The organism is Solibacillus sp. NPDC093137, from assembly GCF_050280445.1.
GTDB lineage: Bacteria > Bacillota > Bacilli > Bacillales_A > Planococcaceae > Solibacillus > Solibacillus isronensis_B.
Genome location: NZ_JBNNVH010000004.1, coordinates 193,744 through 217,793 on the forward strand (window position 1 = coordinate 193,744; position 24,050 = coordinate 217,793).

At 34.3% G+C, this 24,050-nt stretch carries 16 protein-coding genes; 8 read left to right on the plus strand and 8 right to left on the minus strand.

Annotated elements, in window-relative coordinates:
* Nucleotides 1-6: 6 nt before the first annotated feature.
* From ACQKN3_RS15205 to ACQKN3_RS15240, 8 genes are all read right to left on the minus strand, one after another.
* On the minus strand, nt 7-738 hold the full coding sequence (locus tag ACQKN3_RS15205) for a hypothetical protein (protein ID WP_427712959.1): 732 nt from the start codon (nt 736-738) through the stop codon (nt 7-9).
* Between the two features lie 9 nt (nt 739-747).
* On the minus strand, nt 748-1,716 hold the full coding sequence (locus ACQKN3_RS15210) for an SAF domain-containing protein (RefSeq protein ID WP_427712962.1): 969 nt from the start codon (nt 1,714-1,716) through the stop codon (nt 748-750).
* A gap of 22 nt (nt 1,717-1,738) precedes the next feature.
* Nucleotides 1,739-3,193, minus strand: coding sequence for a hypothetical protein (locus ACQKN3_RS15215; protein ID WP_427712964.1), 1,455 nt, complete (start codon nt 3,191-3,193; stop codon nt 1,739-1,741).
* Between the two features lie 375 nt (nt 3,194-3,568).
* Nucleotides 3,569-4,069 carry a hypothetical protein gene (locus ACQKN3_RS15220; RefSeq protein ID WP_427712967.1) on the minus strand — a complete coding sequence of 167 codons (501 nt, stop codon included), beginning with the start codon at nt 4,067-4,069 and terminating at the stop codon, nt 3,569-3,571.
* A 307-nt stretch (nt 4,070-4,376) separates the two neighbouring features.
* Entirely contained in the window at nt 4,377-5,321 is a 945-nt protein-coding gene (locus ACQKN3_RS15225) for a hypothetical protein (protein WP_427712969.1), read from the minus strand.
* 49 nt (nt 5,322-5,370) lie between these two features.
* The gene (locus tag ACQKN3_RS15230) at nt 5,371-6,291 is read right to left on the minus strand and encodes a S1 RNA-binding domain-containing protein (protein WP_427712972.1); all 921 of its coding nucleotides are present in this window, start codon (nt 6,289-6,291) and stop codon (nt 5,371-5,373) included.
* 341 nt (nt 6,292-6,632) lie between these two features.
* Nucleotides 6,633-9,653 carry a type IV secretory system conjugative DNA transfer family protein gene (locus tag ACQKN3_RS15235; RefSeq protein WP_427712975.1) on the minus strand — a complete coding sequence of 1,007 codons (3,021 nt, stop codon included), beginning with the start codon at nt 9,651-9,653 and terminating at the stop codon, nt 6,633-6,635.
* Nucleotides 9,650-11,095 (minus strand): hypothetical protein, encoded by a 1,446-nt coding sequence (locus tag ACQKN3_RS15240; RefSeq protein ID WP_427712977.1) that lies wholly within the window; start codon nt 11,093-11,095, stop codon nt 9,650-9,652. Before ACQKN3_RS15240 ends, ACQKN3_RS15235 begins: the two co-directional genes overlap by 4 nt.
* 1,306 nt (nt 11,096-12,401) lie before the next feature.
* Between ACQKN3_RS15240 and ACQKN3_RS15245 the strand changes: the two genes are divergently transcribed.
* From ACQKN3_RS15245 to ACQKN3_RS15280, 8 genes are all read left to right on the plus strand, one after another.
* Complete coding sequence (locus ACQKN3_RS15245; RefSeq protein ID WP_427712979.1) at nt 12,402-12,827, plus strand: hypothetical protein; 426 nt, start codon at nt 12,402-12,404, stop codon at nt 12,825-12,827.
* A gap of 51 nt (nt 12,828-12,878) precedes the next feature.
* Nucleotides 12,879-14,387 (plus strand): hypothetical protein, encoded by a 1,509-nt coding sequence (locus ACQKN3_RS15250; RefSeq protein WP_427712982.1) that lies wholly within the window; start codon nt 12,879-12,881, stop codon nt 14,385-14,387.
* Between the two features lie 520 nt (nt 14,388-14,907).
* Nucleotides 14,908-16,380, plus strand: a complete 1,473-nt coding sequence (locus tag ACQKN3_RS15255; RefSeq protein WP_427712985.1) for a hypothetical protein — start codon at nt 14,908-14,910, stop codon at nt 16,378-16,380.
* 825 nt (nt 16,381-17,205) lie between these two features.
* Nucleotides 17,206-19,422, plus strand: a complete 2,217-nt coding sequence (locus ACQKN3_RS15260) for a hypothetical protein (protein WP_427712988.1) — start codon at nt 17,206-17,208, stop codon at nt 19,420-19,422.
* Nucleotides 19,423-20,474: 1,052 nt separating this feature from the next.
* Nucleotides 20,475-21,413 carry a hypothetical protein gene (locus ACQKN3_RS15265; RefSeq protein ID WP_427712990.1) on the plus strand — a complete coding sequence of 313 codons (939 nt, stop codon included), beginning with the start codon at nt 20,475-20,477 and terminating at the stop codon, nt 21,411-21,413.
* 112 nt (nt 21,414-21,525) lie between these two features.
* Nucleotides 21,526-22,158, plus strand: a complete 633-nt coding sequence (locus ACQKN3_RS15270) for a hypothetical protein (protein WP_427712992.1) — start codon at nt 21,526-21,528, stop codon at nt 22,156-22,158.
* Nucleotides 22,145-22,831: a hypothetical protein gene (locus tag ACQKN3_RS15275; RefSeq protein WP_427712994.1), complete on the plus strand. Its 687-nt coding sequence runs from the start codon at nt 22,145-22,147 to the stop codon at nt 22,829-22,831. Before ACQKN3_RS15270 ends, ACQKN3_RS15275 begins: the two co-directional genes overlap by 14 nt.
* Nucleotides 22,832-22,856: 25 nt before the next feature.
* Nucleotides 22,857-23,759 carry a hypothetical protein gene (locus tag ACQKN3_RS15280; RefSeq protein WP_427712996.1) on the plus strand — a complete coding sequence of 301 codons (903 nt, stop codon included), beginning with the start codon at nt 22,857-22,859 and terminating at the stop codon, nt 23,757-23,759.
* Nucleotides 23,760-24,050: the final 291 nt, after the last annotated feature.

Here is a 24,050-nt window from a genome sequence, read left to right on the forward strand (position 1 = left end):
CACCTCCTATTTTTCTGCTTTTACTGGTTTAGAGAAGATACGTGAGAATATAGATGGTTTTTCTACACCTTCACTTACTTCATTCGTTGTCACACCATATAAGGAAGCCACAATTTCACTAATCATTACGCGATATTCTTTCGAAATTTTAGTTTGTGGAATAATACGGTTATGTTGCATGGACTGGCGAATGCTCTCTAAACGTTCGTCATATTCGATTTCATAGTAAATATCTTTAAATTCAAGGCGGTTGTTCATTAATAGTTCAAGGTAGCCCGCCGGCACGTGGTAAGCTGATTCAAAATGTACATGTTGGATTGGTAAATCTTCACCAACCATATCCATAAAGCTATGTAACAGCTCCACATCACGGTTAATAGCAAAGCGATCATTATCGCCAGTGTAAATTGTGCGGTTGAAATCAGCCCAATCACCTTGCAATGGAGCTAAGTGATCAAAGTCCACAATAACAATTTCATAATTCGTTACATCGCTATTTTCTTTACGTGTAGCCTTTACAACGTCGTCCCAACTTGTAACTGCAGCTGTTAAAACGTCAACACCTTGAATTTCAAAAATTTCGCTGTCGCTATCCGTATGGCCAAAACCATATTTGTATAGTTGTTCTTTCGTACAATCGACAATAAGAGCACGTTTGCCTTGCCCTACTACTGCATTTGCCAGAAATATTGCTAAATCAGTTTTATTGCGAGTACCTAATAATTGCACTTTAATCATGGGTTATTATCACTCACTTCCACGAACTAGATCTTCTTGAGTTTGAGCTTGAGTTTGCGTTTGCTCATTAAGTGCATTCACTCGTTCTTCTGCAGAACGTTGAGCGTTCTCTTGGTTCACTTTTGATTCAACTGCTGCGGCACCTGTTTGAACAGTTGCTTTTTGATCAATGCCCATGTCGTTTAAGTTTTGTTCTAAACGAGCACGATTTTGTTTTTCAAGGTTTAATTTCGCGCGTTCTACAATATTAGGTGTAGTACGGATAATCTCTTTGACATTGTCTTTAACTGGGTATGTCATAGATGCTTTAGGTTGCATTTGATCATCAACATAATTGACAGCGTAAATTTTAGTACCTTGTTCTAAGTAAGCATCAACCATCGCAGAAGACATTGTTAATAATTCACCTTCGTCAATATCGAACCAAACTGTAGTGCCAACCACGTCTTTAACCTTCTTCTTAGATAAAAGCACGTATTCGTCAGCCGTTGGGAATTGAATACGAATATCTATATATTCGCCTACTGCAATTTTTGAAGGTAGGTCAATGAATGAATACTCGATTTCACGCGTATCATCATTTACTTTTTCATCCTCGTATACCATTGCATTTGTTAAAGTTGTTTGAGCGGATAAATCCGCGCGTGCATAAAATGTATGCTCTGGACTATCAAGAAGATTGTATAAGAACAGATCCCCGGCCCCCGCTTCGGATACATAAACCTCTTGAATGTCGTCGCCTGTGATAACCTCACCGCGCGCGACAGGTTCTTTTAATGCGTAACCGAGTACACTTTGAGCTGCGATACTTTCTAGTTCCTCTACTTGTGCTTGATATTTGTTTTTTAATTCAATTTCACGTTCGTTGGATTCTTGGTAAAACCAATAAAATCCACCAGCTGCAATGATAGCTGTTGCGCCCGCCGAAGCGATTGCTGTATAAAGTTGTTTCTTTTTTCTAGTACGGACAATACCCACGTATTTGTGCCTCCTTTAAGATTTATAGATAATTAAAGATTGTTACGATAGCGGCAGTCGCAATGACGCTGAGTGCACATGCTAAAACAACAACTTTAGTTGATACCATTTTTGAATGTAACGGGGCTTTAATGTACGAACCGAGTAATGTATGTACAAGTTGCTCGGTTTCCGTTGTAATTTCATACGGATTATCCTGACAAGGGAAAGCAAATACCTGGTCGTATTTCAGCAATTCGGCAAATTCCTCCGCCTTCTCACGAGAGACAGCCGGTACTATAATGTCGCAATCCTCTTTCATCGTCTTATTTTTCCGCATAAATTCATGAACCCAGCCAGTTTTCCATTCATCACCGCTTGTTACCACTAGGCGAACGTGAGCACGTTTAAATTCCTCAATATAGCCTGTGGCTTCGTCTAAATCACCGTAATCAATAATTACATATTCATATCGGTAATAAATCTCGTTTAAATCGAAATTTGAGCGGTACTTGTAATGATGAATTCCGTTAATCTCAAAGAAGTGCTCTTTTTTCAAATACTGCTTTGTACCTTCGTACAAGGCGTGGATTTTTTCAAAATCATCCGTATCATTGCATTCAATAATTGCTACCGAATGCCCTACTTTACTTAAATAAGCTGCTACGGATAACGCTGTATGCGTAGAGCCGATATGTTCTTTCGTTCCAGTGACAGCAATTAATACTGTACCGATAATGGCTGATTTCACATTGGAATCATCAACCTCAATCGGCATAAGGTCTAATAGATCATTCATCATAAGCTCGTTATGTTCGTTTTCCGACGACGAACCTTTTGGCATGATTTCCGATACACCTTTCATCAGACCTGAAGTACCTTTTGCAATACTGCCAGCTACGTTTCCAAGTTTCTTCCCGATTTCTAGAGGCTCTTTAATAGGCTTTTCTTTAGTTGGTTGAGGCTCGCTATACGTTTCTCCCTCTTCATACTCAAGTGTTTCTGCTATGCTTTGTGGCTGTTGCTGAGCGACTTCTTCCTCATCTAAAAATTCAACGTCAAGGTTTCCGATACCTAACCGTTGCACATTTTTGAAGCGCGGTGGCTCAATTAACTGGTCAACAAAACGTGAAGCTGAAATTTCTTTTTTATGAAAAATATCAAGAACGTTTCGAGCGACTAACTGCCCGATGAATGGATCGTTATGTTCACGCACACACATGTAAACTACACGTAAGTCGTTATCGTAATCTGCACGCCATTTCTCTAGTAGTTGTAATACTTCCTCTTCCTTTTCCTCTTGGTTTTCGGTGTCAGAAGGTAAATACAAATCGTGAATAATAACGATGTTTGGTAGCTGCCCTTGTACATGGTCATCAAGGTACTTCAATGAGAAAACCTCGTCTTGCAGTACATTCAGACCACCATTTTCTAACAACTGGCGTAAACTGTCTGATAGACCAGGTTCCCCAATTGCTAATAAAACAGATGAAGACACGTTCCAAACTCCTTCCTTGCTCACAAAAAAAGAGCAAACAAAAAACCCCAATCTTATCAACGAACAAACGAAAAACAGCAATAACGACCTTCAAATGGTCATAGTCATGCTGACGTTTGCAAAATGATAAGATTGGGGTATTCCCAATTCTTTAATATTAAGTTTATTGCCTTAAAAGGCACTTAGCAGAGCCAACCAAAACCCCGCCAAGTAGTGTATAAATTAAATTATTCAAGAAACTTGATCATTAAAAAGTAACATTAAGTCACAGAATGACCGAGCAAGTCACAAGTAAATTATGACTGTAATAAATTTAACATATTGCCAATTCAAAATCAATATGAAAAAGCGGTTTTTCCTACTATATTACAAAAATTATACAACTTTGTAGTATGTAGGGTATAAATCGAATAGTTCGTTTACGATTTTCTTATTGGATATCACTTTAAAGTACCTGTTGCTGCCCATCATGCGGAGCACATAGTTTTCAAACAGGAAGATAAAGTTCCAAATTTCATTACTGCATTGAAGCACACATTCTTTTATATCTTCAGGGCAAATAATAACAATGCTTGTTCGCTTGGCTAGGTTTGTTAGGAGGCTTTCAGATAAATTATACAAGGAGTAAAAGTCGTCAGTGTGATTGAATTGTATAATTACTGTATCCCACGTATCAGCCAATCGTTCAAGCCCTTCTACATCAAAGTTCTTCATAAAAGCATAGCGAATACAAATAAACGAGTCATTCTCTTCCGCTAAGTAATTCGTAAACTCTGAGGTGATACATTCTATATCTTCATCGGTTTTTCCTGTCACTAATATATTGCGTTGTAACCATTTGTCATAGTGGTTTTTAGCAACAATATGTTTTTGCAAAAAGGAATAAAGATAGGGTGTTTCTCTATAATTAACCTTTGCTAATGTTTTAAAGTAATTATCCAAATTTGTCCGGGTTAGCTGTGTATGAATTAGCTGCAGGAGAAAGTTCGATTCGGAATTTTTAATTATACAGTTGGCCTTATGATCATTAAGGTACGATTTAAATTCAGACTGTAAATAATGTTTGATTTTTATGTCCCCCTTAAAATAAGTCCCATTACACCTAATAATTCCAAGATACTTGATATAGAAAGAAAACAAGCTTGAACAGTTCTAGTTGAATCGTTCAAGCCCATTATTCTCGTTATAAATTAACTTTGAAGCGACGTAATACATAGCCTGTTGGTGTTTTCACTGGTGAAGCGAATGCTTTCGTAATATCCGTACTATCTTCAGCAGTGTCAAACCATTCATCTATCAATACCCAAATTGTAAACGGAAACTTATGTAAGCCGATTTCTTCTTGTAATGCTTCTGCAATTTTTACAGTGGAGCATGAAATGACAACAATTTTTTCCCCATCGTCTGGATAATTTCGGACTGGAAGATAACCATACTTATCAAAAAGATAGCGGTACAGGTTTAACCGATCTTTAAAGTAACCAATAAAGTTCTGATTAAGCTGCGCCCGTTCAAAAATCATCCAAGCGCGGCTATCTTCAAATTCTGTATCTTCCCCTACGCCCATAATGGCCATAGGTTTTTTTAACCGACGAAAACCGTCATCGGCAAACGAAGGATACCAGGACCAACTACGAGCAATTTTGGACTCAACGAATTTGCAACGGATTTCATTTGCTGCTACAAAACGTTGAATCATGGAAGATCCATTCCCCTTTATCCATGCTTCCGCGTCCATATAAGAACGAGCAGAGTTCAGGTAGGTTAATAATAGATAGCCGGCCGGACCTAAATTGATAGGTGCAGGTGTATTAATTTTAATTGGCTCACCATCTTCATCGTTGTAGCCATCAATAATGCATTTATAACGCTGTACAAACCCTTTTTTACGTAGATATTCAATATGCTGACTTGTTTGTGATGCTGTCATTTTAGAAATCATGTAGCGACGTAGCTGACCCTCATTCGCACAAATGGCATCACCGATCACTGTTAATACAGTTAAGCGAGCTTCTTGAATATCTTCGGGCCACGAATAGAATTCAGCTAAAGCGGGTGTTAGTTCTAAAGCAGGTCGGAAACCTTTGGGAAGCCTTAATATCGCTTTAAACTGTGGGTGGTCCCACAAGGAATATGTCCCATCTTCTCGCGTGTACGAAACGTTATGAAGAACATCATTAGTCATTCGAGAATAAGAATGAGCCTAGTTCTTTACGTTTACGCTTCCCGTTAGGATATTGAATGATTAATACACGACCGTTAATGCGTCCACGTTCATTATCCATTTCAATTGGTGTAACAATACGACAGCTTACCAAGTCACCTACAATAGGATTTTCTAACTCTTTTTTCTTACTTGCTTTCACATCTAAGCCATTTTCAAGCTCAACATGAATGCCGTTTACTGGGTGCACACGAGTAACACGTCCCGCAATTAATGCATCCTGTGGCAAGTTGCGTAAGAATAAGAATGGATCCGGCAATGTTAATTTACGAGATACCACCATTTTTCTATTTTCTTCATCTACACGAATGATTTTCACTTGGATAATTTCGCCCGCTTCAACTTCTAAAATGTCACGGGTATTATAAGACCATTCAGCACGAGGCATGAATGTATCGAATCCATCAATATTTACGAATAGACCACGGAAATCAGCTTGTACCCCGGTGATTACACCTTCATATACTAATTCGCTAAGTGTGTCTTCTTCTTTTGCTGCTAAAACAGTTTCCCATAATTCATCAACTGTAATTGCTTGTGCTTTTTTACCTGATAGCGTAACAATTTGTTCGTTTAAATCAATACGCTCAATCATAAATTTAGCTTTACGACCTACAAAATGACGATATGATGTATACGGGCGAATCGAGAACTCTGGAGCTGGGCAATATGCTGTAACACCATTAGGCATTGCAATAACTAATACTTCTCCTGATACGGTTTTAGCACCGCCTTGTCCATCTGATACTCGATAGCTCTTTTTGAAAATACTACGTACAATACCCTCAATGATTTCATGATTACGGTGGATTGTTGTAATGTCGTTTAATTGATCTTCGCTAACCCACGATGCAACGAAAGTTTCTTCTGCCATTTTATATAGCCTCCTAAAATATTTGTTAATTAATTTGATTAACCATACTAACTCGAATGTAATTCTGTAGCTCTTTCTTCAACATTCCTAGAAATGAAAAAAAACCCTTCTCGTTATTGATTCCATGCTTAAATAAACGCAACAAATGCGCTGTTATAAGCAAACGGCTTTACATAGCCATTATCAATACGAGAAGGGTATTCCTTCTGTTGTTTTATATAATTGTAGATGATGCATTAGTGACATCAAAATTTTAAAATACACGATGACCACTACAAACTATCTGTTAGTTGGATTAGTTTTATCTTAAATAATTGTGCCAATATTAGCAAGTGTTTGTTTTAAGATCGTCTACTATCTAATCCATCTTGTAGTTCTTTTGCGAAGTTTTTTGTTGCTTCGTCTAACTCTGCCTCTTTATAGACTTCTGTGCTTTGAGACAGACTACGTTTTTTCTTCACAACGGGTGCTGTCTCAATGACAGGCTCATTCTCTTTAGGTGCTGGAGCCGCGCCATCTTGCTCAATTTGTACAGGAGATTCCTCTACTACTGGAGCTGTTGGTTGCTCGGCCTTCACCTTTTTACGACCAATTGAAACCTCTGGCAATCCTTCATCATTTGGAATAGTCGCTGTCGTAGTAATTGAAACGGTATCTAACGGCTGTGCCTCTTGTGTAAGAGTTGCTGTCGGTGCTGCTGTTGAATTTGATTTAGCTGAACCAGTCGCTAGTTCGCCTAACGGAGCGGTTTCTACTACTTTTGTTGGAACAGGCTTTTGTGGCATCGTCTGCTCAACCGGAGATTTCATTTCCTCGATTGGTTGCTCTGCTTTTGGACGCATTTTAGGTTTTTCAGATTCCTCGTCAAAAACAACGATCGTCTGTACAGGGCTTTGAGGTGCTCTTTTCTTCGGCTTTGGTACAGAAACAACAGGCGTAGGCTTAGGATAAGCGGGTTGCGTAATATTGATTGTTTTATCAACTTCTGCATTTTCCACTGATTTCGTATTTTCTTCAACGGCTGCTACTGGAGGTAATTCAGCATCAACCACTGTGTCTAATACTGCATCGTCTGTATCTTCAACAATCATTTCTTCTGTTGGTTCTGCATAGCGATTTTCAATCCAAACATTTGCAGCTGCAGGATCTACTTTAATAACAGCTTCTTTAAATTCGTCTTTCGGTACAAAGTTTGCTTGGATACGTTGTACTGGCATAGATTTGTTGTTTACTACAATTTTTACTGCACATTCAAACGCTTCTTGGAATAGAATATCGCCTGAAGACATAGCAGCTTTACGTGTTTTCTTATAGCTTGACCCACTGCGGGATTCAGGACTGTCTTGTAACGGAGAAACCGCATTTTCGCTTTCCCCTTCTTCAAATTCATCCACTTCACCAAACATATCACTGAAATACTTCCCGTCAAAACTTGATACATCGGCATAGACCATTCGGTTACGCATGGCTGCAACGACTGTATTCATGTAATCTTCACCAAATGCACCGCGCAATTGTGTAAGCGTCTGTTGTAATAGCGTTAACATTACTTTGAACTTACGGCTTTGTGTTGGGAATGTGGCGAAGTTAGAGTATAAATATTCTGGCGCTTCATCAATAAGGATATGATGGAATGTACTAACGTTTGGCTCACGACGGAACGCGGCATTTTGTAAGGACATTAAAACGAGTTTCCCTAATACGGGAGATAACCCTTCAAGCTGACCTTTTGCAGTATTAACAAGTAAAATACCACCTTCACGCCCCATGTGAGCATCAAAATCAAAGTCAGAATGTCCATTTAATACACGAGATAGTAGAGGATTGGCCCCTATATCGGATAGTAAATTTCGTAATCCTTGTACATACGATTCCTGGGTATCGACATAAACGAGCGCCCCATCATCATTATAAACTTTCTGATTTCCTTGCGGTCCGCGTTCTTCTTTTGGAACGATTACCGTATCAAACCATTTATCTAAGTTTTTTAGAATGATAAAGAAGTTATAACGGTCACGTTCTAGCTTACGGTCAATTTGTTTGCCGTTGCCATATTCTCTATCAATTTGGATTTTTAACTTTAAGTGCATTTCATGTACAACGTTGGTATCGTTATACATTTCTTTTAGCATGTCAAAAGTTGCTTCAACTTCTGGATCATGTAGCTTCAGTAAATAAATGAATTGCTTCAAGTGGTTACGTTGAGCTTGTTCGAAGAATGGGTTGCCCCCTCCTCCGTTATCGTTAATACCTTGCATTACTTGTGCGAAAACCTCTGCCACTTTATCTACTGGACCGCGCATAAAGTTAATAGATGGTGTATTCGGATTCGTCGGGTCAATATATGTGATTGCTTCATCGGGAATCCCATGAGCTTTCGCTAGTTTATATACTTTTTGGCATAAATCATTTGATGGCTCTACAATAGATAAACCATTCATAAAGCGCCCTTGAATTTCTTCACTTATGTAATTCTCGTCCTCACGAATTGTAGGATAGGCATTTATGAATCTAGTAATATAGTGTAAATCCTGATTTATGATAGGAAGACCAAGCGCGGCTGTCTTACCCGTACCAATACTCCCGGTGATCATGGTGTTAAGCGAACGGTCAAAACCAGGTAATACAACCATTTCATTTGTTTTCTTATTCATGCCGAGTTCAATGTCAGGATATTCAATAATAACGTCTTCCGTTTTACCAATATTCTCAAACTTACGTAATCGTTCACCCGTCCATTCAAACTGATAAAAAGCTTTAATTAAGTCTGCATCATGCTTTCGATATTTAGTCATGAGGAACATAAATAAAAAGCCGAATAAGATTAGCGGTATTAACATGACGGTAAAGAAGAATCCTTGTACTTGTTGGAATAAGATTTCGTCTAATACATCATCTGTGTAAATAACGCGGTTAAGTCGTTCGTAGAAAAACGGTAAAAAGTTCTTCTGTAACTGTGACATACCGAATGCTATTAATGTGAATGCATTGCTAAGTATTGCGTTCCAGAATAGAACTACTCGCCATTTCGGTTTTTTGAATCTTACAACTCGCGTACTTAATAGCCAGCCGTAAATTGATACAACGGCTACGATTGGGATAAACCACATATCGACATTATTAAATTTAAAAAATAGTGATGGTAAATAATACACCTGTTCACCGTAATAATGTCCGACCATGAGTGAAACGATTTTAACAAAAGACCATGCTGTAAAATATAGCGTAATCAATTGAAGTACACTCACTATGGTAATAGGCAATCGCTTTTTCAAATTCTTTTTCTGTTGCTCGGTTAATTGGGGCAATTTAGAATTTGCTTTATTACCTTTTAATTTCTCTTGTTGTTCGGATTGCTTCACAAGCGATAGTTCTCCTTCCGTAAAGTATAGCTGAGCAATTTGTTGTTTTGCTCATATAGGGGTAATACAACTTGCTCCATATTTTCCGCTGTAGCAAGTTCCCTCCATTCTTCCTCACTTGTAGCAAAGATTTGTAGCGCATCAGATATAACAAGATCGTCTAATGCATCTGTTGCCCTTGAATGACAAGTACCATATAGCAGCAATAAGTTAATGTGTAAGTTGTTGGACTCACTTTCGTTAATGGCTGTTAGGCGCTGAATCGTTTCTAAATATCGTTGCTGGCTTCGAATTTCCCCATTATTCATATACAGAACAAAGTAATGTTTCTCTTTCTTCCCAACTTGCTTTAGCTTAATAACAGTATCCGGGGAAAAAGCTGTAGGTTTCGTTTGTGGTAATAGTTCCTGTTCAGTTAAAACCGTTACTTTATAATTAAGCGGCATTAAAGCACTTTCTAAATTGAAGATCCACTGGTTCATAAGAGCATTTAAACCATATTCACTTAATTGTTCTGAAAACGTTATTGTTCGATTTACAAATTCCTCGATAGCACTATAGCGAATGGTGAACATATTTAAACTGCTGCCCCACTTTTCGAAGCTAGGAATACAGTTCTTTAAATATTTTATCCGGTGTGATTTGCTACTGCGGTTTTCATCGGTTAAGAAATTAGCGTCAATTGGTAAAAAGATTACGTGCGCCTGTAATTCGTTGTTGTACTTTTTTACATAATTACTGGAGAACATTTTCTTATAGCGGAAATACTTACTCTCAATTACATCCCGTAATTGCCTTCCTCCGTCCACTTCAAAAACAAGTAGTTTGTTAAGGTCAGGAAACTCTAACAATAAGTCAGGGAAAATTTGGTCCGCATCATCGGTATAGTTTTTAAAGAGTGGATGTGTCGTACCTTTACTGATAACGAAATCATCATTACCCAATTTACTTTTTAACTGTAAGTCGAGCCGAGTTCCTAATGCAGCGATGGCTACACTGTGAATGGATGGCGGTTTAAATCGCATGTTTTTCTCTAATACCACTGTATAATAAGCAAGCTCATTATCCGTTAATCGGTTTAGAGCGTATAGAATTTCAAGTGTACGTTTAGTAAACGTGTAGAAAATACGCTTATACAAAAGGTTGTGCCCTTTGTATTCACTAGCATCATTTGCCTTTAGTACGCCTGCCTCTTTAAAACGGATCAACCTCTTAGCTGCATTCTGTCTCGCCCTTACCTCATCATCTGTTGTGAAACCATTATTTTCACGAATAACTACAAAGTAATCTACTAATTCGACTGCCCTTAAATAGGTGTACTTCACTGCCTGTTCCAATAAATCTAATTCAAATTCATGTAACAGCAATCTTGAATGATTATTTGTTTTAGGAATCGTGTAAATGGTTGTGCCATATTGAGATAACTTGGGTTCTAATTTCATTACTTTCACCTCCCTTCAACTTTTTACAGCGCAAAAAAACCGACCTAAAATACACCTACTTATTGCGTAGAATGTAATTTAGATCGGCGGGGGATTCCCTACGATTTGATATGCTGTTTTTTTCCTAGATGATTGTATCACAATTATTATGTCATACCAATATTGAGTTATTTTTTATGGATTTATTATGGGGGAAATCATTTGTTAAGAGCAGAAACATTAGGCCAAATTTTAAGTACAAATAATTGGGGTTATGATTCCTTGCCTAACCCCTTTTAGTAGTCCTTCCGAAAAGCCTCCGAAATGTTGCTATTATTAGGTTAGTACCCTCCTTCCTAGATTCGGGGGTTCTTGATGGGGGGATTTGGTATGTAAAACCACCCATCAAGAAGTGCCTCCGTTGAATGTTAAATACCCCCCATCAAGGAAAGCAGATTTTAAGGCTTTCTCCCCTATTCACTTTAGGAATTCTCGCAATTTTCTCTTTGCTTTTTAGAAGCTCTATTTTACATGTAATTTTATATAAACTATTTTTAGAACTCATTAAATTTTTCAGTATTTTAATTGTTTGGTTTTATTTAGCTACTGAAGTAAAAACGCACAAATTTCAGCAAAGTCATATTAGATTTAAACCTAAATTTACTTAGAGTTCGAATAATCGTAAAGGTAATGATTTTACGCTGTTATACATTCGTAATTTATGCTGTAGCATATAACCTTTACGCTTTATATTTAGGTGAATTTTTAATTTGCGTAAACGATTTTTCATTTTTAGCGTTACATGTATCTCAGCTTAAACAAATGAACTAAATTCAATATGCCTTTGTTTTGAACAATTACGAATAATGACTTATTAAAACATTAAGCAGCTCCCTCTTCTTTTACACATTACTTCAAATTCATTTCATAACCGCAACTTTAAATAAAGATGATTTTCGTATGAGTTGTCAGAGGAAAAAAATTTTAGGACGTAAATGAATGTATAAATACTACAATTACAAATTCAAAGAAAAAATTATGTTTTATCATATGTACATCGGATGTACGTCTGATGCCTTTATCATATGTACATCCGATGTACATATGATAAATTGTCAAATGTACGTATGATAAAGGAATTGAGGGAATAGCCCTTCAATAAGGGTTAAAAATACTGCTAATATACGTTTTATCATGTGTACATATGTTAAGGTTAATTTTATAAAATTAACCTTAACATATGTACACATGATGTTTTTTTGTGTTATAATGTTGCGGAAGATAATGTTAATAACCTATAATCAAATAGAGTAAACGAGGTGATATTATGGCTGAAGAACCATCAGGACAAATTACTTCATTGAATTACTTTGACGAAGAAATTAACGAATTTGTATTTGACGATGTAGCTTTGGAATATCTTCAAACTCAATTAGATAGTCAAGACTGGTATTTTTTTATATTTATTCTTAAATTTAAGCAATTAACAGGGAACAACCTTACAATGTTTCATTTAAAATTGCTGGAAGACGATCTATTGTACAAACGTCGTGTTTTTGAGCGTACATTAGTACGTTTAGAAGCGATGTTGCTTGTCAAAAGAGTAGAGAACTGGAAGTTTAAGGAGTATATAATCACGCAAAATGGAAAGTACATTATTTATGATTTAAAGAGGACAAGACCTAAGTTCTATGAAGAAACAGTCAACGAAACTGTTTCGGTCATTGAAAAATCAGATTTATTCAAGAAATAAGCAGGTAATTTATTTAATTAACCACTACAACCAACTAAAAGGAGTTTTATTATGTATAACAATTACGAAACAACTGGATACACATTAGAAAATGCTTCAAAAACATCAAAAGATATATTATCTAAACATTTAATTGCTACTGAATTAAAAAGAAACGTTGACCAATTCATTAAAATTGCAGTCGTAGGTATCGGTCAAGCTGGTGGACGTATTGCTGACGAATTTGCGGCTTACGGTGTACCAACGGTAGTATTTAATTCATCTGAATCAGATATGAAATCACTAGAATATGTACATAAAAAAGTATTTACACCGGCAATGGATGCAGACAACTATGTAATCGAGGGATTTCAAGGCGCGGCTAAGCAACGTAATTTGGGGAAAGTATTCTTTGAAGAAAATAGAGGCCAATATGTTAAGCATTTAAACACAGAAGCGTTCCAAGATGCTCAATTTGTTTGGATTTGTGCTTCATTGGGTGGCGGTACTGGTAGTGGTGCTGTAATTCAAACAGCAGAACTTGTATTAAAAATACGAGCAAAATATCGTTACGAAAATTATGGGAAGCGTATTGCTAACTCAGTTGGCTTAATTGTAGTAATTCCCGATGAAGCCGGTATAGAATTTAAAAAGAACACTGTTGAAGCTGTTGCAGAGATTAACCGTTTGCTATATGAAAGTGGTGAGGATAGCATTGGTAGCGTTTTATATGTAGATAATGACCATTTCAATCATTCAAATGCTTTTGCTGATTATTCTAAGAATATTGACGACAAAACGGACGCTTCAAAGCTATCAAACGCTTATGTAGCAACCTTATTAATGGAACTAAACTCTTTAACTGCTTTAGAATCCAACTCTACACTGGATTTCAATGAGTTCGTCACAATTTTAGGTACTCCAGGGCATCTATATTTACAACGTTCATTACAAAACAACGAATTTGCTAATGAATTACGCGATTTAGTTAGCATGAAAGATATTGCAAGCCAAGCTAATTTACAAAGTATTTCTAAAAAATATGCCGAAGAGTTTGTTAAAATTGAAGGTATTTTAAACAATAATGATCCTTTTATTAATGAAAAACAACGATTAGGGAAAAGCTTAATGTTAGGTGTTCTTTATCCTAAAGACATTACTGAAAACGAAATTCGTAAATATGTTGAAGAATTGAAGGCAATATTACCTCATTCTACAGCACACGTTGCACTATCTCAGATTTCAAATAACGCTCAAACGGGTATCACAACGTTCGCAGCATATGTAACGTCAGATCTTCCATCACGTTTGAATACAATTCTTCAAGATTACGAGGCTGAAGTGGAAATTGCTAATGCAAGAGAGCAAGAGCGTTTAGCAGCTATTGAAGCTCAAAAGAGTAAATTCGCTAATTTCGCATCTAGTTCAGACAATAATTTCAATTTCAAACCGGACATCACTACTGACTTTAGCGATTTAGAATTAGAAGTTAATGAAGGACCCCGTCGCAGACCTTCTGGTAGCCGACCTGAACGACCAGGACGTCGTCGTATTACGGATATAGAGCTAGATAATTTATAATAAAGCGTAACACCTTATACACTCCATAGTGTACAAGGTGTTTTTTGTATAATTATTAAATTAATGCATAATTTAAAACTTAATTATTTTTAAATCATTGATATAATGGCATTTTTAGATGCTTTTGAATTAAAATTGTATACAAAATAAATGAATATTTAAGTATAAAATTATTAATTATTATTAATTCATTTGTAATTTAAATTACATCATCTATAATTTAAATTATATAATTTAATTTTAATTGCATTTATTAATTTTAATTAACAACCTATAATAATTTATAATTTAATAATTAATTTTAATTAATTCTATTAATTTTAATTATCCTTACTTATACTAGGCTTTAGACTTATAAATCGCTTTAAATCAACAATTTAAGTTAATTTTTTTTAAATTTTTTTTACTTAACAATTTTTTAAATTTAAATTACTTTATAATTTAATCAATGTAATTTAAATTAAAGATTAAGCATATTGTGTTTTAAATAGAATGCACTTTGAAAGGATGGGGAACAAATATGACTAATAGTAATGATTCCAAGACTATTGCCGGCAGCAGCAATCTTGATTCGGTAGATTATAAAAACAAGCCAATACCATATCAAAATGCTCTACAGGCTGTACACTACTTTAAATCGGCTTTTCTAGGTTCTGACGACCCATTAATCGCGGAAATACTATCGAAAGGTTTGGAGGACGATTTATTTAATACTATAGAAATAGCAGACTTTTATTATCGTATTAATATTGAAAACTATGCTCCTTTAAAAAATGTACAGGCTGCTACTGTTTTAGGTTTGGAGAACAATCAAGTTATTTTAAACGCATACAATCGAGTGCGAAATGAGCAAGGGGAAGGGTTACTAACATATGTAAATCCTGAACGAAAAGGTTCAGGACAACGGTCGAATTACATATACTCAATTGAATCTATTTTCCGTCTGTATATGTTTTTCTTTTTATATAATAATCCTAAACACAAATATGCTACTAACCAATTAATTTATATAATGGGGTACAGTGTTGAGGATAATGGTTCTGTTATTGACACTAATACAACAAAATCTGCGAAACCTCGAACTAATCAGGCTGATCCAACATTAATCGAATTAGCCACAATGAATAAAAATTTCGATTTAATGAAAGCTAGTATGATTCAATTTGTCAATGCTGTTCAAGATACAATGAGAGTAAATAACGAGGAAATACTGAATCAGGTTAATAACAACTATATGTTAAATACCAAAGCAATGAACCTTCAAATAGAGCTAACTAGTCAATTTGAAGTTAAAAAGGCTAATTCTGATGATCTAACTGCTAAATTAAAAGAGTCCATGAATAGATATGATGAATTAAGCAAGGAATACGATCAACGTATTGCTACCGAAAATGAAGATACTTCTAAAATCACCTTTTTACAAGACGAGATTGAGCGCTTGGAACAGGAGCAAAAGGGGAGTTCTAAAGCTAATACAGGTTTTTTCCAGCTATTTAAAAAAGCACCCGCTGAAAAAGACTATACTTCTTTAATTGAGGCTAAAAAGGAACAAATAGCTTTACTTGAAAGTAAAATTTCCGAAGGTAGAACATCATCGGTTATAGCTGCTGAAAAGGAACAAGTACGTAAATTAGGTCTATCAATAGTAGATGAAGTTGAAAACCTCAATAAAGAATTAATTGAGATTAATAAACAAAAGGATGAAAATTACCAACTACTACATGAGCAGATAAGTACCCCGTTGGTGATTAACAAAACAGCTCAGGTAGATAATAAAATAGAAGAAGTTTTGAAAATATTAAATAATATAAATACAGATAGTCGTAACGAATATGAGTTCGTATCGAATAAAGATAGCATATATGAAAATGATTCAACAATTATTAATACCGGATTAATCGAATCTAAAGGTCGTAGTGAGACTGTGGGGGTTCGTAAATCAAAAGTAAATATAGCGGATGCTGTACTTATTGAAGACAATGATAACAATTAAATATCCAACAAAAAGAAAAGGCCTGTTTACTATAATACATAGTAAACAGGCCTTTTCTTGTGCATATTCTCTAAATAGTTTTGTGCAACCACCTAGAAATATTATTAAGTTAGTTAATATAATACATTGCAAGTGTGAGAAAATCAACCATAAAAACATAAATGACAGAATCTTCGTATAACAAAGAAATACCCGATTTCATTATTCTACTAAGTAATGAAATAAACCCCTTAATTAACTTGCAAAATATACTCTATTTTTGATATGCTAAAAACGTGCAGATTCTCTTCTGAAGAACAATTGGATTTTTATTAAAATCTTACTACTTCAGACGATAGTATTTGTGCAACTATTTTTTAGTCTGTGAATTTCCGAAGATTTTATATAAGGTAAGGAAACGTTATTTTACGGAGTGTTTTCCGACAATTGCTGAAGCTTTTCAGTAATTGGCACAAAGTAAAAAGCCTACTAGGTTTCCGAGGCCCAGCAGACTTGTCTAAGATCATTTAAAAGCCACAAAAGGAAAGCGGGGTAGATAATTTTTCAATAACGAAAACTAAATACAACACAATCTCAATCAGACTTCTAAATGAGGTTTTAAGTTTTTTTGTTTTACATTTTCATTTTATCCAATTTGAAATTAAAAAGCAATAGAACTCTCTTAAATTTGCCATTTTCAATTATTTCCACACGAAATTGGTTTCCTCTTATAAGAAATAACCTTCATTTAACCTACAAACATTTTAGGGCAAGCTGATTGGAATTGTTAATTGTATTGTACTTCTAATTATAAACATACAATTTACGAGGAAATGAGGTTGTACCATGACTAACGAAGTTATGGCTAATACTAATATAGATACTATTGGTAATTCATTCATTACCAATTTAGATAATAAATATTCTATTAATGCCGAAAAATTTACCCAACAAACGATTAATGCTGTCCTTAATAATTTGAGTGAAGAACAATTATTAAATACAACAAGCGAATATAGCGTAGTCATTAAGTCTAAGAAAAAGACGCAGGTTAAAATGAGCCGTGACTTTGCTGAAGCATTTGCTAACCGCCATGCTGATTTTAATAGATGCACTTTATTCCACATCCTATATAACCTTACTCCATTTATTGATTTAGATATGTCAATTAAGGTTGATCTAAATGATTTCCGTAAATTCATTAATATGCGAAGTGATACATTTACTAAAAGTATTGATGAATTACAGGAATTACAATTGCTGCTTTATAAAAACGGGCAATTCTTTGCAACTAACCGTACTCATGGTCAAGTAGACGCAATTTATAAAGGGCAAGAAGATACGTTAAAATATGTACAAAACATTCCTTTCTTACAAGATTGGGGCTTTGTGAACAGCGTTTTAACTAAAAATGAATATCGATTCCTTATTTATACGTTGGCTTACACATCAGGTTTGAGAAATTCACACCATACTTGGATGACGAATGTGAAGAGATTCTATGAAGTAGGTGGGAATGGATATAAAAACAAAGTGCGTACTAATATATATAATTTTAATGATTTGTTTGTAGCTTTATCAAAATACTCTCTTAATTCACTTGTAACTTTCAAATTAAAGCATAAAGCAATTGGATTTACTTGGGAGTCTAACGCTAAATATCAATCTGTAGAACAGTATTTGAATGCGTTTGAACAAGCAGTTGAAAGTGTATTAGTTGAGCACAAATTAGATAGAGAAACATTTCTAAATGAATTGTTTGTAAATATTAATGGTATTTACCGTAAAAACATCGTGAACAATTGTAGTTCCGCTGTGCAAGTTGAAGGGTTATTACGTCCTTATTACCCGTTTAAAGCTGAACGTTTAACTGATACACCAATCATACGTCAACTTTTTGTAAATACAGAAGGGGACTATATACAAGAAGAAAATCCATTAAATCTAATGGTTAATTTGAAAAAAGAATTAGCAGCTGTATTGGATTCTCCAGCAGTAGCAGTAAGAATTTATAATGAAGCATTAGAACAATTTATCGAAAAGTATCACAGTGGATTTGCTGGCTATGCAGCAACAGGTAACTTATATTCGATGTTTAAAGATTTTTATTTTATGCCACGGGTACGAAAACTGTTTGTTGATGCGTTTAAAATGGTTGCGATCGAGGTTAATAATCATCTACCAACACTATTAATTGATACTGGTACATCAAGCATTAATGAAATTATTGTGCCTCGCTATAATATGATTTTAAATCGTGAGCAGTATGAAAATTTAGCTATGTTTATGGCCGTTTATGGTAACTTACATTCTTCGGTTCTTACATACGATGAAATCAGTACGTTTTTATATGACATTTCAGAAGGAAGCACGGAGATAGATTACCGTGTAGAACGCATTTTTGCTAGAATGACTGAATTATTCCCTAAGTTAAATGTATTTATACAAAAGTACAAAAGTGACGTCGAATACAAATATCGTGAACTGGTGATGAACCATAACTATAATATCGACATCCGTTCGTTTGCTGAAATGTTGCCGCGTCTTATCAGAACTACTGGTACATGTACAAATGAAATTCTATTAGAACTAATTAAAACGGTACAAAAACAATTTGAGCATCGTACGAATAATGTTCAAGTTGAAGCTGTAGTTGCTACATACACGAATGAAATAATCACAAGAGCTCAAAAACTACCGCTTAGATTAATGCAAGAAGCTGTAGCAAAAGGAGTAAGTGCTGAATTTATGACAGCTGTTCAACCGCATATTAACGAGTACGTAAAAAACCTATCCTGGTCGGTTGATGAAATTGAAATTAATGGTACTTTAACAAAGAAATTTACTATAGATGAAGAAATGATTACCCATGCGCAAGATAAATTAGTTACAGCAGTTAATGATCTTGTGTCAGTTTATAGTATTGAGCGCTTTGAAATGAGCAGCAACCCAGCAACAGAATTTTTATCATATACAGACAAACGTTATATGCGAAAATCTTCAGTACTATATGGTATTGTGCAGCCACGATACTTAAAAACTGATCAAACGACTTTATATTAACCGTCTTCAATCGTATTACCGTTAATACTACTTATATTATTACTTATATCTTCTTCAATTTTTCAAAAAAACGAAGGTGTAAGGCTTATTAAAGGTGCCTTTTTTTAAAAATTACTTATATCTTCTCCATTTTTTTTTAAAATGGGAGGTATGAGGCTTATTAAATATGCCCTTTTTAGAAAATTACTTATATCCTCTTCAAATTTTTAAAAATTGCAGGTATAAGGCTTATTTAGCATGCTGTTTTTTAATAAGGTTTAGTAAATTTAATAAACAATCCAGACTACTTTTTTTCAAAATGAAAACGGTGGTCTTTTTGGCTTGCATAATTTTGAAATGCAGGCTTTTTTATTGCCCAAATAAGTTAAAGTTTCCTTACAATATTATTATTTAGACGATTTTTTGTGAATAACTACGGAAAATTGTATGTAACTTATAAAAAACTAAAATAACTCTAAATTAATTGAAAAATCTAATAATACGTTTTTTTGTGAATAACAACTTTTTTTTAGGGAAAGATACTAAAAGTTATAATTTTATAGAATAATTTGTAGATAGTGCTTTTTATGTTTTATTGGATTATGACTTTGCTTGTCTGTTATTGATTATTAATTCAATAAGAAATAGTTTATAAATGCATATAGATCAAGGCTTAGTACATTTTTATAAACAGAAACATAAGTAGGGGTTGTAATGTTTTTTTGCTGGGGATAATTACGTATGAAGGAATCTTTTATATAGTTTTATTATAAGGTATCTTTTATAACGAATACCCAAAAGGTATAATTACTTTTTCATCAGTAACTATATATTTATATATAATATTATTGGGGAACTGGAGCTATACAGGATTTACCAATCAAAACACTCTTTTTCAAATGAATCAAAATTGAAATATCCAAACACATAAATATTATAGTTGTTCATGCTATAATAAATTTACAAATCTACTAGTATAATTAACAAGTCTACTAGTCTACAAATATACTTGTAGTATATTCTTATAAAGTTAGTGATTTAATTTATAAATAAGTTGGAAGGAGTGTGTTTTAATGCCACATGGCTTTGTAAAATATCAAATTAATGAATGTAAGCTGAATATTAAAACCGCTAAATTTCAAGCAATCACGATAAATCAATTTCTAGATTATCTAAAATTTGAATATCCTAATGAAAATATAGAACTAATAGCGATGAATGCCCATCATGTTACGGGTTTTTTAAAGCAGCAAGAAGATAAAGGGCAACAAAAGTCTACTATCTATCGTAAACAAGTGACGTTAAAGAAGTTCTTCAGCTTTATATATAAAACGCGTCAACTTCCAGTAGATATATTGTATGACTATAATTACTTTGAAGGCAGATCATTACAGCTGGATAAAAAATATCAAGGCAGTACGATTGATTATAATTACCCTATGCTCTTAGAAGCCAAACAGAAGGTATTAGAACATCCTAAAATGAATCAAATTGCTAGGCAATTAATGGTATTCTACCTACATGGTGTGCAATTAAGCGATATGTTTAAGTTAGAGATTAAAGATTGCACCAAAGAAATGGACAATGTCGGAAATCCTTACTATGCTATCTTTTATACATCAAAGCAAGGCGATGAAGCGGCTTTTAAAATAACTGCTCCCGAAGATATAGCGGTAATGGATCAATCTATTGAAATAGCCAAAGAGCGCGGTACTACATTCCTTATTAGCCGTAAAACGAATGATAAGTATGAACAATCCTCACCATTCCTGACTCGCTATTATGTTCAATGTATTAATGAATTAATTGGTTTTAATCTACGTTCTGACGATATTAGGATAGTCTATGTAAATTATTTATATCGAGAAGAGCATAAACAGATTGAAGAAATTAGTCGTATGCTGGGCCGTTCTGAAAAGAATATTTTAAAAATTGTTACGCAATATGTTGAACGCCTAACTAGAAATGATTATAATGAATTGACAGACGTGCAATTACAATTAAATTTATGATTATTAATGATATTAATTGAATATTACTTATTGAGAACACCTCAAAAAGACTTCTTACCCTTATTTAAGGGTATACCTATGTCTTTTTTAGGTGTTTTTTTGTTTAGAAGGGATGAATACGTTGGAATTAGATTTACTACAAAAACAAAATATACAGGCTAGAGAAGAATTATTAATGGCAGTTCTTATTGGTAACAGCTATGTGAAAGTTGATCCATTTAGTAATAGAAGTCTTAATTTTAAACTAGATGCCGGTAAAGAATCTGTATTATACGCTTATTTAAAATCAAAGAATCTTATGATCGATTTAAAAGTGGATTTAACAGAAGGGTATGAGTATTCATTAAGCAATTCACTCATTGTCGAGAAATTCCTTAGAAAACATGTTGATCATAATGGGGAAATTATCAATCTGACAGCAAAAGAGTTAAATGCTTCTGTTTTAATGTTATGGCTATGCTTATTTGCAAATAAAGATAAAAATGAATCGACAATTATTAACCCGAAATTAAGCTTTAGCATGGCTAATTTAATTATAGAGAATTATTATAAACACTTTGATTCAAAATATATTGTCTATCTTGAAGACCGTTTCTATATCGGAAATTTAAATAGCATATTTTTATACTCTATTAAAACAAATCGACCTTCTATTCAAACGATGGAAATTACAAAATTATTCGATGTACCGTTATCAAAATTGCGGAAACTTGCAAAAGGAGAGCTATTAAATGCGTACTGTTAAGAAAATAATTGTACCGTTCGTATTAGTATCCTCATTTTTATTAACTGGTTGTAACAATGCTATGGAGAATATGCTTGATAAAGGGGAATCTGTTTCTGAAAAGGAGAAAGATACCGTTGAAATTAATAAGGAAGAGCTGTATAACTTTTCCGATGAACAAAAGGAAGCACTGGCTAAAGCAAAATCAATTACAGCTGAGGATGCAATTGACGCAAGTAAAAACGGATTAGAAAAAGTAAAGCTGCTTGATAGTAGTAAAGTGCCTGCGGCTAAGGGTAAGTTTACGGATTCTTCAGAGTTTGCATTGTATATTTCTAATCTCTTTTACAAATATCATACAAGTGCAATAGATGGGCGTTCATTTTATGCAGCACTTAAACCTCACATCCTTGAAGAATTTGCAGAAGTATTCCCACAAGATGAAAAGGAAAGAGAAGAATTTCTAACGAGATACCAACAAGAATATATGGACGATTCAAATAAGATCGTGTCGTTAGAGGTTTCTGAAGTAAAAAGTATTCAATTAGATGTAGAGCGTTACTTCTACCGTAAATATACATTTGAAAATGGTGAAGTCCTTTACTATATAACAAATATCAAACTAGATGATGATACAGTAGCTTGGAAAATTATAAATGATGATTTTTCACCGGGATATAGTCTTAAACAATAATATAGAAAAATGAGGGTATAAATTCATGGAAAATGAAGAAATTGTTGAAACAAAAGTAAGCCTTAGTGATGCGGTTAATTTATTGAAGGACAGAATGAAAAAGGACAAAGATTTTAATAAATCGATTGCTGCAGTCGTTTCTTATTTCGGCACAAAATTCGTAAGTTACTTCAATTCTGACGACGACAGAGCAGTTGCTACTGAAATTATTGAAGATGTTATCTTTGCTCAAATTACACATGGCTACTGGTTAATGAAAAACGAATTAGAAATAGATAAAGATGTAGCGGATTCTGATAAGATATTTCCTAAAGATTTCTGGAATATGACTGAAAATATTATGCGAAATGGTACTGGCCCAAACATGCAGGCGCTATACGGTGATGAGTGGTTCCGTTCTCCAGGCACACAATCGGTAGCATTGCGTGTTTTAAATCAATTACCACATGGATTTGATCATTATTCGTTAGTGCTAGAGCAAACGGCAATCTTCGGTAGTTATATTGCTTTACGATATGAAGGGGAATATGATGCCGAAAAATTTGAAAAAGAAAAAGAGTCGGCACAACCGATGGTATTCGCTTCACCTTATGACATTCACTTTATAACACCAGAAGTTTTCATTCAATTTGATATGTATTCTAGCGAATTTGAAAGCTGGAATATATTCTTATCGGCAACTTCTAAACAGGTAGAAAAATGGATCGGTACAGCACAGCTTATCTCCATTCCATTAGGCGCGGAAAAATTTCAATATACTTTAATGGTGAGCATTGAAAACGTCTTAAAAGAGTATGAGAAAAGTTTAATCTGTAAAGAGTTAATTAGCAGAATGCCAAAACAAATGCAAAACGATGTACAGTTCCGTTTCTATCCATTGGAACGTACACCCGAAATTTACGATGCTAAAAAGTTTTTAGCTTACTAATTTAAAATAATAAGAGAGTTCACTTAGTTAGCTTAACAAGTGAACTCTTGTAGCTTTTTAATAAAGTTTGATTAAAAGTAAATTGTAAACGCTGATTTTATACAGAAAGATACCAACTGTTTTGAAACAAAGTTTGATCAAAACAGTTTGTTATTTATAAAAAAGTTTGATTATTTCGGGATGCGAATATTCAAGAAAAGCGCCCGATTGTGGAATAAGTATGACACTATGCAGATATACAACGTTAGTGACAAAATGTTACCAAACGATGCTTTGGGAACGTATAATTCT